Origin of the sequence: Vibrio sp. T3Y01 (genome assembly GCF_013114525.1) — a bacterium.
Taxonomy (GTDB): Bacteria; Pseudomonadota; Gammaproteobacteria; order Enterobacterales; family Vibrionaceae; genus Vibrio; species Vibrio chagasii_B.
In genome coordinates, this window is the sequence record NZ_VTXJ01000001.1 from 249,752 (window position 1) to 263,388 (window position 13,637).

Consider the following 13,637-nt stretch of genomic DNA (forward strand, 5'->3'; position numbering starts at 1 on the left):
CACCTTTGAAACACCTAAAAAAAGACCGAGCCAAGCTCGGTCAAAGGACAGTTGTCTCGAGTTGACACGTCTTCGCACTCTTCGACAGAACTGCTTTTAGGCTAACGAGAATAGATTAAGAATCCATTGCGAGACGGTGACACTTAGAGTGTTTTTCTATTTCAAAATGATGACCTTACAGTCATGACCTCTAACCGCTGCGATCAAATACTGATAAACAAAAAAGCCTACTGTGAGTTAAACAATTAGGCTTTTGGGGTTTTTAATGGGTGGCTTTATCTTTACTTATTAGCGTGATTAAAAAGCCTCATCCACAATTTCTTTTAAGCGATCGTAAGGAACATACCCTGGTAAGATTTGTCCATTCATCATCAATGTTGGTGTGCCTGTTAAACCAAGTGCACTAAACGTTTGGTGGTTGGTTAGCAGTGTTTGGCTTTGATCAGGTGTAGTTTCTAATTGTGCTTCTGTTCCCGTTTTTTTCGCGACAGCTTGCAGTGATGACTTGGTGTGGATACCACTTTTCGCCATCAATAGTCGATCAACTTCCGGGAAAGCTTCTGGCTTATCCTTCCATACTTTCATCGCATATAATGCCGCATTGGTATTAAGACCGCTCACTTGCTGCTGCTTGAACGACAGGTAAACATTGATGACCTTGATATCACTGTCTTCTGAAGCTAATTGAACTAAGCCTTTTTCTAAACGCTTACAGAATGGGCAGTTGTAGTCGGTGAAGTTAATGATCACCGACTTACCATCCGGGTTTCCAGTAATTGGATGGGTATCGTTGTTATACAGCCAATCATGGCTTTCTGCTTGGGCTTTCTTTGCTTGTGCTTGTCCTGCAACATACTGCTCTAAGCTGGTGTGTAGACCCGAAATTGTAGAAGGGTTCTCTTTGAGGAATTGGTTAATCTCTTCAAGTTGCTGTGTTTGTTCTTTGCTTAGTTCTGCGAAAGCGCTTGTGCTCATTAGTGAGCCTAAAATCAGAGTGCTAATCAGAAGTTTTTTCATGTTAATAATCTCAAATTCTTGTAATGGCGAGCGCCTATTGGGTTGCGCTCGCGTTAATGTTCTTTATTTGGTTTAAATTGACTTAATTGCAGATAAGTTATGCAAAATAAGTTCTTAGCCAAAGTCCGATTGGAGAAGTAACGCCTGTTGCGATACTGCTAATCTTTCCGTCTTTGATGATGACGATACTTGGCGTGACATTGATTCCCCAGTCTCTACTGATATGTCCTGAAAGGTCATTGATCACCGGAAAGTCATACTCTTTGGCGTCCATGAAGCGTTGAACTCGTTCATTGGGGCCTGATGAAAGCGCTACAGAGACCACTTGATGGGAGTCATTGAAGCTATTTATGGTTGGGCTAACAAATTTGCATGCACCACACCAAGTTGCCCAAAAATAGACGATGACAGGCTTACCGTTTTTGCTTAGCTCAATAACATCAATATCTTCGCCTTGGATTGACTGTCCAACGATTGGAACCGCGTCTCCTTGAGGCATACTTCTGCTGTGATAAAAATCCATCGCAAAGGAAACCACACCAACGATCAGTATCATTGAAACGAGCTCCTTTCCCCATTTTTTGAGGCGACTTGGCTTTTGGGTTTCGCTTTTCACAGAGTCGTCTTCCGTCGTATCTGGTTTCTTTGCACTATTTTGAGTCTTCATCAACTACCTCGCTGCATCGATGGCTTGAACAACGGTTTCACTATTGAGGATCACGGGAAGAGGGATACCGCTTGGGTAACTTGGGCCATACACAATGTTGAATGGCACGCCATATCTGCCATTACTTTGCAGGTATGAGGTGACACTTTCGCTTGGAGTGGTCCAATCGCCTTTCATTAGAACGATATTCTCTTGTTGCAGATGGCTATAAACAGGGTCTTGAAGAATGACGCCGATTTTGTTCGCCTTACATGTAATACACCATTCTGCGGTCACATCAACAAAGACCGTTTTACCTTCCTCAACTAACTGAGGAATTTGTTTAGCATCTAATTTCTGCCAAGGTAGGTCATCGACAATCGGGGTCGCCCAGTTATCAGCTGTCACGCTACCAATGATGAGCGCAGCACCAAACGTTAGAGTCGTGGTCGCCATGATAGGAGCGAGTACCTTAGTGCCGAGCTTCTTGCCAATCCAAATCAATACTGTTGTTAGGATCAAAACAGAAAGCACTATCGTTGGGAATTTTCCAATGAATGGGCTCAGTAGACTCGTTAACCATAGGCTGGTAGCGAACATCATTAAGCCGAAAATCAACTTAACTGTGAACATCCAAGGGCCAGGCTTAGGCATTAGCTTGGTTAGACGTGGGAAGGCAGCAAAAACCAGCCAAGGTGCACTCATACCGATACCGAGAGCGATGAAGATAGCCCATAACTCTTGGTAGCTAGCACCAAGCGCATAAGCGACAGCCGTTCCTAGGAATGGTGCGCTACATGGAGTTGCCAATAGCGTTGCAAACATGCCTTGAACGAAGTGACCCGAATGTGAATCGTCCCCTTTGGTTGCCATCCAGGTGTTTAAACCTGAAGGCAGTCGGAACTCAAATAAACCCAATAGGTTAATTGAGAACAGCAAGGTGATGATGAGCATGAATCCGATAAACCAAACGTTCTGGAATTGAATTCCCCAGCCAATCGCATTACCACCTACTTTTAAGAGCGTCATACCAAGAGCGAGCAACGCAAATGAAGTAATAACACCGGCAGCAGAAGCAAAGAACGAAAGTCGGATATGACGATTTGATGCACCTTGGTTTTGAATGATGCTGTTTAACTTCATTCCTAATACTGGCAACACACATGGCATGATGTTCAAGATCAAGCCACCAATTAAGGCAAAACCGATCATCGCGATAAAGCCGTTACTGCTCTCTTGATAAGCTATCGGGTCTGAGCCCACTTGCGCAGTCATCTCCTCGGCAAAGTTCGTGTCCGATACTGTGACACTCACCGTGCGATCCGTTAAGTCGACTTCACCAAGCCAATTACTGACATCGAAAACAGCCGTGAGAGTATTATCGGTAATATGGATCTTTGGTTGAGCGAAAAAGTCATCAATAACCTCTTGTCCATCGATAAGCACTTGTGGTTTATCCCAACCTTCTTTGCTAGTTAGTTGCGTTACCAGTTGTTGCTTGCTTTTATCCCAAAATAGTCCATTGACTGAGGTACGGTTGGCTTCACGTGGGGACTGACTCATGCCTTGGTTGAACAAGAACATGGCTTGCTCATCAAGTTGTAAGGAGTGAGGATCGATCGGCAGTTCAATGTCGTAGTCGGTTAAGACACAGATATTGGTACAAGACGGAAAGGTGAGTGACGCCCTGAATAATGCTGGTTGCGTGTTGTCTTTCAATGTCAGCGTGATCGGAAAACTCACATGATGCTTGTAGCCTAGCGTCATCACATCGAGTTGTTCGTAATACTTAGGAATCGGCCAATGCCATTCCACTGACTTGATGTTGGTTGAACCAGACCAGTCCCAGCTCGGCGGTATGCCACCCTCTCCAGGGCTACGCCAATAGGTTTTCCAATCACCGTCGAGCTCAACATCAAGAACGGTTTGAACCTTAGAACCGTCATCCGACTGCTCACCAGTCGACATCATGCGCATTTTTACAGGCGGATGCTCAGGCACGCTTAGCCAGCCGGTCGTTTGTGCCAGAGCGGTGAATGACGTCATTAGCAGTAGTGCAGTGACTATAGTTTTCGCGCATGTACGCATGCAGAATGCCAAACAATCGGCAAACTTAGTTAGAACTGTGTTGTACACAAATGTATCTCCAAAAAATAAATAAAAGGGTGTAATGGCCCGGTTATTTATTCTCTAAATATACAGTGCTTTAAGTGTAAGCGGTGCTTTGTTGGTCGAGCAGAGCGATGATTGTCTCTAGATAATCTCGATATGTGAGGTGGAAGGCTGAATGCTACAGCGATCAGAAGAATAAAAGGGAGCAGCCAGCCAGTTTTAGGTGTCGCGAAGGTGAGCAATTGGGAGCTCAGGTCACAGGCACTTGAAGTTGGCGCAGACAGTGATTTAGATGCTTGAGAACCGAATACACTGGAATAAAGCTCAGACATTTTTTCCGACGAAGCCGTAGAGGCTTGCGGGTCACTGCTTTCAGTACCAAGGCGTGTTGATTGACTAACAGAGTAGTTGGAAAACGTCACTTTATTTGCAGACAGCGTACTCGCCAGACAGGTTATAATAACCAGTCCGGTAAGGAAAAGCGCCCAAAGCGATTGCTTTTGTTGGCGGTTTTGTTGAGATAAAAAGAATCTAGGTGTGCTTAGCAAATCAATTAGTAATAGAATCAGTTAATATCGGGTCTTGGTCTTTAAATTGACGAGTTATCTTTACTCACCGAGTAATCAAACAGCTCATTTCATGGCGGCTAGCTTAGATAACTTTGCTTCGTGCTACAAGTCATAAAACTGTCAAAGCCCAAAGGTACATCACCCCCAAACCTAGACGTTAAGGCACCGCGATTAGAGTTAAGTTCATAAGAATCTGATCTTTTTTTAATATTTCTTTTTACGGTGCTGCTAACAAACGCTTGCGATGATTTCGGGTACAAAAAAGCCCAATCATTCACTTGGGAGCTGATTGGGCTTGTTAAATTTTTATCTGTGGCTGAAGAAACCCTAGTATTCCAACTTCCTGCCAGCCGTTTTAGTGACTACGACGTGGGCCGTTACGCACTAGGTCTTTGCCGTTTTCAAAGACTTCGTCAGTGATCCAACGAGCAAGTAGAACTTGGTGGCTGCTATTGAATACAGCAACAAAGTGACGACCGTCAGAGTTATTGGTCGCCATACCAACGCCTTCAACACCTTCTAGGCCTAAACCGCCAGCTTCTACTGAAATTAGGAATTGTTCTAGTTCTTCAAGTGTTTTAATTACATCAAGTTCGTTGTTCATTTTTTCATTCTCTTGCTGTAACCAATACCGGTTAATAAGGCGTTTCAAAGCATGCGCCTAAAGCCGATCTCAGTCGTTATTCTTTGTTGGATGCGTACTCTACAGGTCATGGAGATGGATTGGAACTCTCAAATATTAGATACGGGCTGATATTTTGCGAAGTTTTAACACAACATACGTTTAAATGCTTGTTATCCATCTTCTTTTTACTACTATTTATAGGGTCAATTTAGACAGTAATAGGAATTAATATGATGAAGGTTTGGCGTTGTCTATTGTTAATGTTGACGTTTGTCGCATTTGGAAGTTTCGCGCAAAGTGTCGATAAGATAACACAAGTACAAGATCAACTTATGCTCGATCTGGCAACATTAGAAACGGCGCATGATGCTGAGAAACCCTTTCTTGAAGATATTTTGAGACGCAAAAACCAAGGGCTACGTGAGGAGATTTTTACACAACTCTCTTCAGACAAGAAAGAAGGGCTAGATGCCGTTCTGGCTCAGCAGGTTGAACTTTTACAAAAGCTACTGACATTGAACGAAGATAAAATCGTTTCAATGAGTAAAGAAAACCGTTCGGCTGAAGGTGATGTTAAGAAGCGTCTTGAATTACGCATTCAGAAACGAATCGGAATGATGGACACCTACTACCAGCAGCTCGCTAAAACATTAGCATGGTCAAAAGAGCGTGGTGTCGATGTTACAGCATCGGAAGATACGCTTAAAAAGGCGCTAGTTTCTCGTTCTAAATACTTAACAAACGCGATTCTCTACACAGATACGCAGCGACAAGATTTAGAAGCTCGCTTATCTTTTGTTAACGAAGAAGAGAAAGCGACTATTAAGAAGGAGCTTGAACGCTTTAGTGAACGCACGAGCGTGATGGTGGCCAGCTTAGAAGAGACAATTTCTCTGATGGAACCGTTTGGCGTCGATGTGACCTCATACAAGCGAGTGTTGCTGGCGACAACGGGAGACATTAATGCTGATGTGTTAGACGTTGATGTTGCATTGGAGCTTTTAGATGGTTGGCTTCGTTCATTCAGTGCTTGGGCATTCGAGAACACGCCATCATTCGTTGTTAAACTGGCTCTGTTCCTAGGTATTTTGTATGTAACGCGTCTACTGTCGAACGTTGCGCGCAAAACTGTTCGTAAGAGTGTGTCGCATTCGAAAATGGACTTCAGTGTATTGATGCAGGACTTCTTTGTGTCAATTGCCTCGAAAGCAGTCGTGTTTATCGGTTTGCTTATCGCGCTGTCGCAAATCGGGATAGAGCTAGCACCACTACTAACCGGTTTCGGTGTTGCCGGTGTGATCATTGGTTTCGCATTGCAAGATACGCTATCTAACTTTGCTTCTGGTTTGATGATCTTGATCTACCGCCCGTACGATGTGGGTGACATGGTGAAAGTGGCTGGTGTTCAAGGCACGGTAAAAGACATGAGCCTTGTATCAACCACAGTACAGACTATCGATAACCAGCGCCTAGTGATTCCAAATAATAAAATTTGGGGTGATGTGATCAACAACATCACTGCAGAGCGTGTGCGACGTGTCGATATGGTATTTGGCATTGGTTATTCTGATGACATTGATAAGGCGAAAGCAGTATTAAACGAAATCATTGTTGCGCATCCTCTTGTGTTGAAAAAACCAGAGCACATGATCAAGCTGCATACCTTAAACACATCTTCTGTAGATTTCGTCGTAAGACCATGGGTTAAGACCGACGATTACTGGGATGTGTATTGGGATGTGACGGAAACCGTGAAGAAACGCTTCGACGAAGAGGGCATCACTATTCCATTCCCTCAACGTGATGTGCATGTATACAATCACGAAGAGAGCTAATCACTTATTGATTAACGTGGTAATTAAATGGACGCTGAATAGGCGTCCATTTTTTGTTGGTGTATCTTATTTTCATTCTTTTATCTCCCTTCACCCAACTGAGAATTACGTTATCATGGGGCTGGCTCAGTCTGGATAGTTGAAATCGAATGGATGATTCACAGCAAAACCCTAACACAAAAAAAACAACAGTAAGAAAAGCGCGACGAATCGAAAGCGTCATGAACTCTGCCATGTGGCACTTAACCCAGAGGGATATGACAGAAAGTGAGTTGACTGCGAAACTGAAAGTGAAAACGGACAATCAAGATTGGATCGACGAAACCTTAAGGAACTTGAAAGGTTACGGGTATCTAAAGTCTGATCAGGATTTTGCAGAGCAATTTGTCGAGCAAGCTTTCTTTGGCGAATTTGGCTCGCGATACATCATTGAGAAGTTGAAGAAGAAAGGGTTAACCGACTCGGTCATTTCCGATGCGATTCATAAGGTATCTGCTGATAAAAACATCGATGAACAAATGATATTGATCGATCGAATCAATCATTACTATTCAGGCTTTACGATGAGCCGTGAAAAGCTTGTAGCGACACTGCAAAAACGTGGCTTCAGCTATCAACAAGTCAAAATCGCGATCGTTCAGCATCCACAAGCTCATGAGCTTAAGAGTAATATTCAGATCAAGGCCGAGAAAGCTGATTTGGAGAAAGAAGTGTTGAAATACGCGCGAAAAGGGAAGGGTTTGACTGCCATTCAGCAAGAGCTGAAACAACGACAAATCGATACCAGCGAGCTATCTGCGTTAATCGATCGATTAATCAACGAAGAGCAACTGGACTTCTACTCGTCTTGTTTAGAACAGCTGCAGAAAAAGTCTTACGATCTTAACGACCACAAAGAGCGCTCTAAGGCTTATGCGATGCTCAGTCGTAAAGGTTTTTCATCTGATGAGATAAAGTTCGCGTTAAGTGAAGGCAACGAGTAACTGATGGGTAGCGGAACCAGGATAAACAAGCCTATCGAGTCGCGTCTCTATTTTCAGTAATTCCTAAGCCGTTACGCAAAGCAAATTGAACCAATTCATTGTGATTATTTAGGTTCATTAACCCAAGCATTCGGTACTTATGCGATTCGATGGTACGTGGGCTGAGGTGCAATTTATCTGCGCACTCTTTGGCAGTGTACCCTTGAGCGATAAGTGATAGCACCTTGGTTTGCTTCTTCGATAACAACAACAGCTTATCACTATCGTCTTCCCACAAGTTCTCACTTTGATTCAACGTTCGCGCTAATGTTGAATGCTGCCAATAACAAAGCCACATCTCACACACAAGCTTTAGACGCTTAATGTCTTCTAAACCCAATGTGGTTTTATTGTCGTGGAAGTTAGTGAAAGAGAGTGCGCCCCAACGTTGATTAAACAACTGCAAAGGGATAATACAGTGCCACTTGCCGCCTTGTTGATAAAGTCGACTCAAGATATCGTTTTGAATTTTAGCGAGCTGATCTTCTGAGAACTCTAAGTAGGTCTCTTGGGTTTTAAGTAGCTTTAAATACTCGAGATGGTTACAGCCTAAAAAGTCTTGTTTATCGATAGGTGGAATATGTGATTTAGATACCGAGATTGTTTTCCCATCTTCGAGCAGTACCATAGAGTTTGGGTACAGGGTTAATCTGTCAATATCAAACCAGTCTAGAACGTCAAAGCTTGCCGTGGCCCAAGTTGCAGTAAAATCTTTTGGATCACTATTGATCAAAGTTTCAGACTGATTCATCAACAATTGCTCAAAGCTCTGGCTAGAGACGCTCACATTTTATCCTTATCAAAAATTAGGTTATTCATTCACGCGGTGAAGATATTCGTTAAAACGCTCGAGAGCAAGTGAACATTAAAAGATCGTTAAGGTGTTCTTAGGTCGATTTTTTTAGAACACATTATTCTATGTATTTTAGCGAAAAGCAGTAAATTTGCTGCATTAATTGAAGGCTCTTTTTAAGAGAATCGGGAGTTTTAAACCATTGAGAAAGTTGTGACAGCGTTAAGAACACTTCTGACTGTATCCCTATCGATATTGCCTTTTCACAGTGCTGTAGCATCTCCGATGTTCGTCTATGGACAATCTCCAATTCATTCGAATGTACTCTCTACACAGCTTCGATCTGCTGAACCAAATAGGACTGGTACGATAGAGTTTAAGTCCTCTTATACGCAGGCCAGTATATGGGCACATACACAAGCTTATTCCTTAGATTATTATCAAAATCAGTCGAACATTGCTGTTCAATGGCAAGCGTCTCCGATTTGGAAAACTGAACTCGATTATCGTGTTGTCACAGCAAAAGATAACGGCTTAGATAGTTTTGTTATGGGATTTCATGATCTGTTTGGTGTTGGACAGAATGGCCGTGATGAGGTTGCAGAAGACCAGTTCACTATGGATTTTCATAATGCCGGTGTCCATGTGTCAGATTTCGAAGGTGATGACCTAACCAATGCGATTACCTTCTACAATGAGTTGCTACTGTATTCTCGAGGGCCGATGTCACTGTCGGCTGGTGGTTCACTGTTTTACAACAATGTTAGAAGTGGGCAGTTTGCGAGAACCAGTTTCGAGCAGGGTGTCCAACTCAACTACAGCTATATCACTCCAAGGCACAGTTTCTTTTCTACCATTGGCCTTGTGCATCGAAACAGCGATGGTCACTTAGTTAGTGATGAGAGGCTAGCACTTGAAAACGTGAGTGCCAGCTGGGCTGTTGGGTATGAATATCGATGGAATCAGCGCCATAGCTTTGTCCTTGAATCGCTTAACTATCAAGGTTGGGCGACCAATGATCCAGATTTCTCGGAGCCATCGAATGAGGTGGTTGTGGGGTATCGTTATCGTTTGTATCGCCTTGCTTTAGAAGCCTTGATGATTGAGAACATTCGCAATATGGATAACAGTACCGATATCGGTTTTACGCTTGGTGTGCGCTTCTCAATATAAAAGCGATATCAACATATCATTATTTAATTAAATTCACCCTGACTATAAAATTTTAAGTAAATTTACGGTATATCAATAGCTAGATTTTTTGAACAATAGCGCCACTCCAAAAGGCCGGACTAACAAGGCCGAATCAATATATAGGTAGTGGTAATCATGAAAAAAACATTAGTAGCACTTGCGATTGCAAGCATTTCAACTTCAGCATTCGCTGTAAATACAAGCAGCCAAAATAGCCAGAATGAAGAGATGTTTGCTTTTGATTCTATGCACAAAGATCAATTCTCAGTAGCAGGTTCTTTCGGTGTTGGTGGTTACTACGACACAGGTTCAAAAGCATTTTACGATGACTGGGCGACTGGTCTAACACTGGCGGTAAGCTACCGTAACAACCGTTTTGTTGGTTACTTCGAAACTGACATGATGCTGAACTACACAACTGACAATAACGTTGCAGCGAACGACGCAGCAACATCTGGTTGGGTGAATGGCATTGATACAGGCCCAGCGACAGACGTTGATAAAGCGTGGTTAGGTTTCGACACTGGTTACGGTATCGCTTCATTCGGTTGGGAAAACGATACGGCACTAGATAAGGTTGACGGAGCTGGTGATAACACTTACGAGTTTGGTGCTTCTGCTGGCGACGCTTCTGATGCATTCAACGTCGTTAAGTTCCAAGGCGCAACTAACGGTATTGCTTACGCAATCTCTTACTTTGAGACTGATGATGACCATAACGACGCAGATAAAGGCGTTAACGGCTACATCGGTATCGAGCAAGAAGTATTTAGCGTATACGCTGGTTACGAAGCTCGTGACGATGAGAAAGATTACGAAGTATACACAGTAACTGGCAGTATGAAGTTAGGTTCAATGAAGCTAGGTCTTAACTCTTGGATCGATCAAAACGATGAGATGAAGAATACAGGCTTCTACTTCTCTGGCGGTTACACATTGTCTGATGACCTAACGATTGCAGCCGGTTACGCTTTCAATACTAACGAAGAAGATAACCTATCAGATGTCGACTCTTCGTACATCAACGTTGCAGCTATGTACCGTATTGCTGATAACGCAGACATGGGTATTGATATTAAACAAGATATCGAAGGTGCACGCTCAATTGGTAATACGCAATACGACGAAGAAACACACGTATTCGCAGCTGCTTACTACTACTTCTAAGAGTAGTGTCGAGGCTTAGGCGCGCTTGAGAGCCTAAGACTTTAAAACTCGAATATTGAGACTGAACGTCATGGTGTACTTGCTGCCCGGTCTTTACACCATATTCTCTTCTTTGCGCAGCTTAAGCATCCACTGTTCGACATGTGGTATGCCACTCAAGCGTTACGAGTGGATTATTATCTGGAGATACAAAATGGTTAAGAGCATATCTGGCAAGGGTGTCATTTATGGCAATGAGACTCTGTTTACGTGCAAGCCTAATCGAAATGGATTGTTTGAATTGGCACGTAAACATGGAAGAGCTGCTGGTACTCGTCCACAAGACTCACAAAATAAAGTCTACGCAGAATCTTTAGACGAAGCATGGAACTTACTGAAAACTGAAAAGTTTTATATTGTTTTGACGGGACAGGTATACGGCATTCACAGAAAGTCTTTGAGAAGCGTTGAATCGGTTGATATTGAATTCGATACCGAAATACGCTCGGCGTGCGCTACGGCGGAATGCCAATATTGAAAAGAAAAAGGACGATTAGTATCGTCCTTTCTGCTTTTTGCTGTGTGGGAGGTTTCTAACGCTGATTAACGTCCGTACTTTTCTACAATAAAACGTTCAAAATCATCACACATTTGCTCGTTCGACCCTTCATTGTTTGCTAATTCAGTTACGCCATCGACGATCGATATTTTCGCATTTAAATCTGCGACTTGTGCACGTTCACGAGAAGCCAGTTGTTTGATCTTTTTCTCTTCAATTGCCCATGCTTGATCAGGTGTTAAGTTGCACTCGTCAGCAAGGTATTTGGCATTGAAGCCCTCTCCAGTCAGGCTCTCTATTGTTCCATTGTGATTTACGCTATTGCCTTTATACCAATAGTGCTTAGCCAATAAAGGACCGATCTCAGGGTTATCGGTTAAGTAACCAAACTTGTCAGTGAAGTAAGCTCGCGTTTGATACACCGCCATGTGAGCCAACAGGTAACCTTGGTATGCGCAAGAGGCTTCGTCTGATAACAGGTGCGGGATCGCCATTAATGGACGTGGGCTGCAATCCAAACCGAGTATGCTTTTTTCGCTACGACGAGCGAGTTCTGTGATCTTTTCAGGCGTCAGATCTTCATCTGCCAATTCGTAAAGTGCTCGTTCGAAATAGGGAACCACTAAAATGCTGCGTTCTTGATAAGCTCTGAAGGGTTGCTTGTTATCGATGATTGCTTTGATTAACTCGTCAGGTACTGCTTGGCCATCAGCATTAAGCGCGTATTGTTTGAGCCAGTCTGCGTCATTCAACAAGCTGTCACAGAACATGGATTGCGTTTCGGCATAAGCCATTGAGGTCGGTGCAAACTCTTGAGAGAAGCACGGCGCGTTCATTTTCACGTTAGCAAAGTGGGCTGCATGCCCACCTTCGTGAAACAGTGTGTTGATCCCATCATAGCCACTGCCTACTTGATCGGGCTTAGCATTACTCGTGAAGTTGACTTGAGCTGGCACCCAAGTGTCTTGGTCATAGAAAGAAGGAATAGGCCCGTGACAGAAACCATTAGGGTATTTACCTTTTCGATCTAACAAATCTAACTTCAAGGTGGCTTGAGAGTATTCGATATTCAGGCGGCCAAAAGACTCAATCCAGCGTCTCAATGACTTTGAGAAAGGGACATAAGGGTCGAGGTCATTCATTACGTCACCCGCAAAAGAGTAGGTGAAGTTATGGCCTTCGAGGGCGCTCTGACCCTTTTGCGCAGCTAAGTTGGTGAGACTTTCTTGGTGACTATCACGGGTACGAGCCTCAAAGTCGTCCAAAATCGCAAACAGCTGTTCTGTGGTCATCTGCTCAGTTTTTACGACGGAATAATCGAAAAATGTTTTGAACCCCAGAGACTGGGCAAACTTATTCCGTTTCTTGATAAGTTCAATAAAGCCGTTCACAAGTAGCCATTGTTCTAGCCCCAATAAGGCTTGGTGTGCTGAATGTCTAACTTGCTCATTATTGTTACTCCTCACGGCTGAACCTAGAACCGGAAGCGAGCCTTCTGTTTCTTGTCCCGCTTCATTTACGTAAGTCATCACGTGGTTTTGCTTTTTCTCAAACAATTCCCCTTCAAACTTGATGAGGTCGGCCTTTAGCGCTTGTGAATCTTGTGATTCGATAGCATGCGATTTGAACGTAGCTAACCAACCATTGAGCCCGGTTAAGGTACTCTCTTTTTCTTGAGGATCTTGAATTTGGTCGATGGTACTTAGCTGGGCTTCGATAGCCTTTATCTGTTCAGCAGAGCTTAGAAATTCGGTCCACTGAGTTTGAGCGAGGGTTGAGCCATCATGGTCGTCACTGATGCCCATGTAAGTATCCCAAAAGAAGTCTTCTTTGGTTTTATGAGTCGCAAGGTACTTGTGATTCAGTTGGTTGAGATAGTTCGTTGCCGTCATGACATTCCTTGAAAATTAACCAGTAATTTCAACATTATGACACATTCATTGAATGTATTTTGTGACGATAGATATAACTGAATGCAAGTCACAGCATATCGGTTTACTTTACAGCGTATCAATGGTAATTAATTAACTGTTAATGATTTGTTGTTTGCTAGTATTTATGAGAGAGAGTTCGCTGATTTCTCCAGCCTTTTATTGAGTAAATTGATGCTCTCAAGGTC

At 43.2% G+C, this 13,637-nt stretch carries 12 protein-coding genes; 5 read left to right on the forward strand and 7 right to left on the reverse strand.

Annotated features, from left to right (window positions below; translation table 11 throughout):
- Positions 1 to 297: 297 nt before the first annotated feature.
- The 5 genes from F0232_RS01100 to F0232_RS01120 form a co-directional block, all read right to left on the reverse strand.
- Complete coding sequence (locus F0232_RS01100; RefSeq protein ID WP_105058404.1) at positions 298 to 1,017, reverse strand: DsbA family protein; 720 nt, start codon at positions 1,015 to 1,017, stop codon at positions 298 to 300.
- A gap of 97 nt (positions 1,018 to 1,114) precedes the next feature.
- Positions 1,115 to 1,684: a protein disulfide oxidoreductase gene (locus tag F0232_RS01105; protein WP_105058403.1), complete on the reverse strand. Its 570-nt coding sequence runs from the start codon at positions 1,682 to 1,684 to the stop codon at positions 1,115 to 1,117.
- A 3-nt stretch (positions 1,685 to 1,687) separates the two neighbouring features.
- Positions 1,688 to 3,751, reverse strand: coding sequence for a protein-disulfide reductase DsbD (locus F0232_RS01110; protein WP_105058402.1), 2,064 nt, complete (start codon positions 3,749 to 3,751; stop codon positions 1,688 to 1,690).
- Between the two features lie 95 nt (positions 3,752 to 3,846).
- Positions 3,847 to 4,197 (reverse strand): hypothetical protein, encoded by a 351-nt coding sequence (locus tag F0232_RS01115; protein ID WP_146107452.1) that lies wholly within the window; start codon positions 4,195 to 4,197, stop codon positions 3,847 to 3,849.
- A gap of 502 nt (positions 4,198 to 4,699) precedes the next feature.
- Positions 4,700 to 4,948: a hypothetical protein gene (locus F0232_RS01120; RefSeq protein WP_008215629.1), complete on the reverse strand. Its 249-nt coding sequence runs from the start codon at positions 4,946 to 4,948 to the stop codon at positions 4,700 to 4,702.
- A gap of 251 nt (positions 4,949 to 5,199) precedes the next feature.
- On the opposite strand from F0232_RS01120, the gene F0232_RS01125 reads away from it, so the two are divergent.
- Positions 5,200 to 6,804 (forward strand): mechanosensitive ion channel family protein, encoded by a 1,605-nt coding sequence (locus F0232_RS01125; protein WP_061032232.1) that lies wholly within the window; start codon positions 5,200 to 5,202, stop codon positions 6,802 to 6,804.
- Between the two features lie 149 nt (positions 6,805 to 6,953).
- Entirely contained in the window at positions 6,954 to 7,787 is an 834-nt protein-coding gene (locus F0232_RS01130; protein ID WP_105058401.1) for a RecX family transcriptional regulator, read from the forward strand.
- A 31-nt stretch (positions 7,788 to 7,818) separates the two neighbouring features.
- Here F0232_RS01130 and F0232_RS01135 read toward each other — a convergent pair whose 3' ends face one another.
- Entirely contained in the window at positions 7,819 to 8,613 is a 795-nt protein-coding gene (locus tag F0232_RS01135; protein ID WP_061032234.1) for a response regulator transcription factor, read from the reverse strand.
- Between the two features lie 258 nt (positions 8,614 to 8,871).
- On the opposite strand from F0232_RS01135, the gene F0232_RS01140 reads away from it, so the two are divergent.
- The 3 genes from F0232_RS01140 (at position 8,872) to F0232_RS01150 (ending at position 11,497) form a co-directional block, all read left to right on the forward strand.
- Positions 8,872 to 9,792 carry a DUF3187 family protein gene (locus tag F0232_RS01140; RefSeq protein ID WP_258166893.1) on the forward strand — a complete coding sequence of 307 codons (921 nt, stop codon included), beginning with the start codon at positions 8,872 to 8,874 and terminating at the stop codon, positions 9,790 to 9,792.
- A 156-nt stretch (positions 9,793 to 9,948) separates the two neighbouring features.
- A complete protein-coding gene (locus F0232_RS01145; protein ID WP_105058400.1) occupies positions 9,949 to 10,980 on the forward strand; it encodes a porin in 1,032 nt (343 codons plus the stop codon).
- Between the two features lie 193 nt (positions 10,981 to 11,173).
- The gene (locus F0232_RS01150) at positions 11,174 to 11,497 is read left to right on the forward strand and encodes a hypothetical protein (RefSeq protein WP_105058399.1); all 324 of its coding nucleotides are present in this window, start codon (positions 11,174 to 11,176) and stop codon (positions 11,495 to 11,497) included.
- A gap of 65 nt (positions 11,498 to 11,562) precedes the next feature.
- Here the strand turns inward: F0232_RS01150 and F0232_RS01155 are convergent, their stop codons facing one another.
- Positions 11,563 to 13,410: a M3 family metallopeptidase gene (locus F0232_RS01155; protein WP_105058398.1), complete on the reverse strand. Its 1,848-nt coding sequence runs from the start codon at positions 13,408 to 13,410 to the stop codon at positions 11,563 to 11,565.
- Between the last annotated feature and the right edge of the window lie 227 nt (positions 13,411 to 13,637).

Bases quoted from the DNA above. Each gene is read 5' to 3' on its own strand.
- F0232_RS01100 (WP_105058404.1), bottom strand. From the start codon at position 1,017: ATGAAAAAACTTCTGATTAGCACTCTGATTTTAGGCTCACTAATGAGC.
- F0232_RS01105 (WP_105058403.1), bottom strand. From the start codon at position 1,684: ATGAAGACTCAAAATAGTGCAAAGAAACCAGATACGACGGAAGACGAC.
- F0232_RS01110 (WP_105058402.1), bottom strand. From the start codon at position 3,751: ATGCGTACATGCGCGAAAACTATAGTCACTGCACTACTGCTAATGACG.
- F0232_RS01120 (WP_008215629.1), bottom strand. From the start codon at position 4,948: ATGAACAACGAACTTGATGTAATTAAAACACTTGAAGAACTAGAACAA.
- F0232_RS01125 (WP_061032232.1), top strand. From the start codon at position 5,200: ATGATGAAGGTTTGGCGTTGTCTATTGTTAATGTTGACGTTTGTCGCA.
- F0232_RS01130 (WP_105058401.1), top strand. From the start codon at position 6,954: ATGGATGATTCACAGCAAAACCCTAACACAAAAAAAACAACAGTAAGA.
- F0232_RS01145 (WP_105058400.1), top strand. From the start codon at position 9,949: ATGAAAAAAACATTAGTAGCACTTGCGATTGCAAGCATTTCAACTTCA.
- F0232_RS01150 (WP_105058399.1), top strand. From the start codon at position 11,174: ATGGTTAAGAGCATATCTGGCAAGGGTGTCATTTATGGCAATGAGACT.
- F0232_RS01155 (WP_105058398.1), bottom strand. From the start codon at position 13,410: ATGACGGCAACGAACTATCTCAACCAACTGAATCACAAGTACCTTGCG.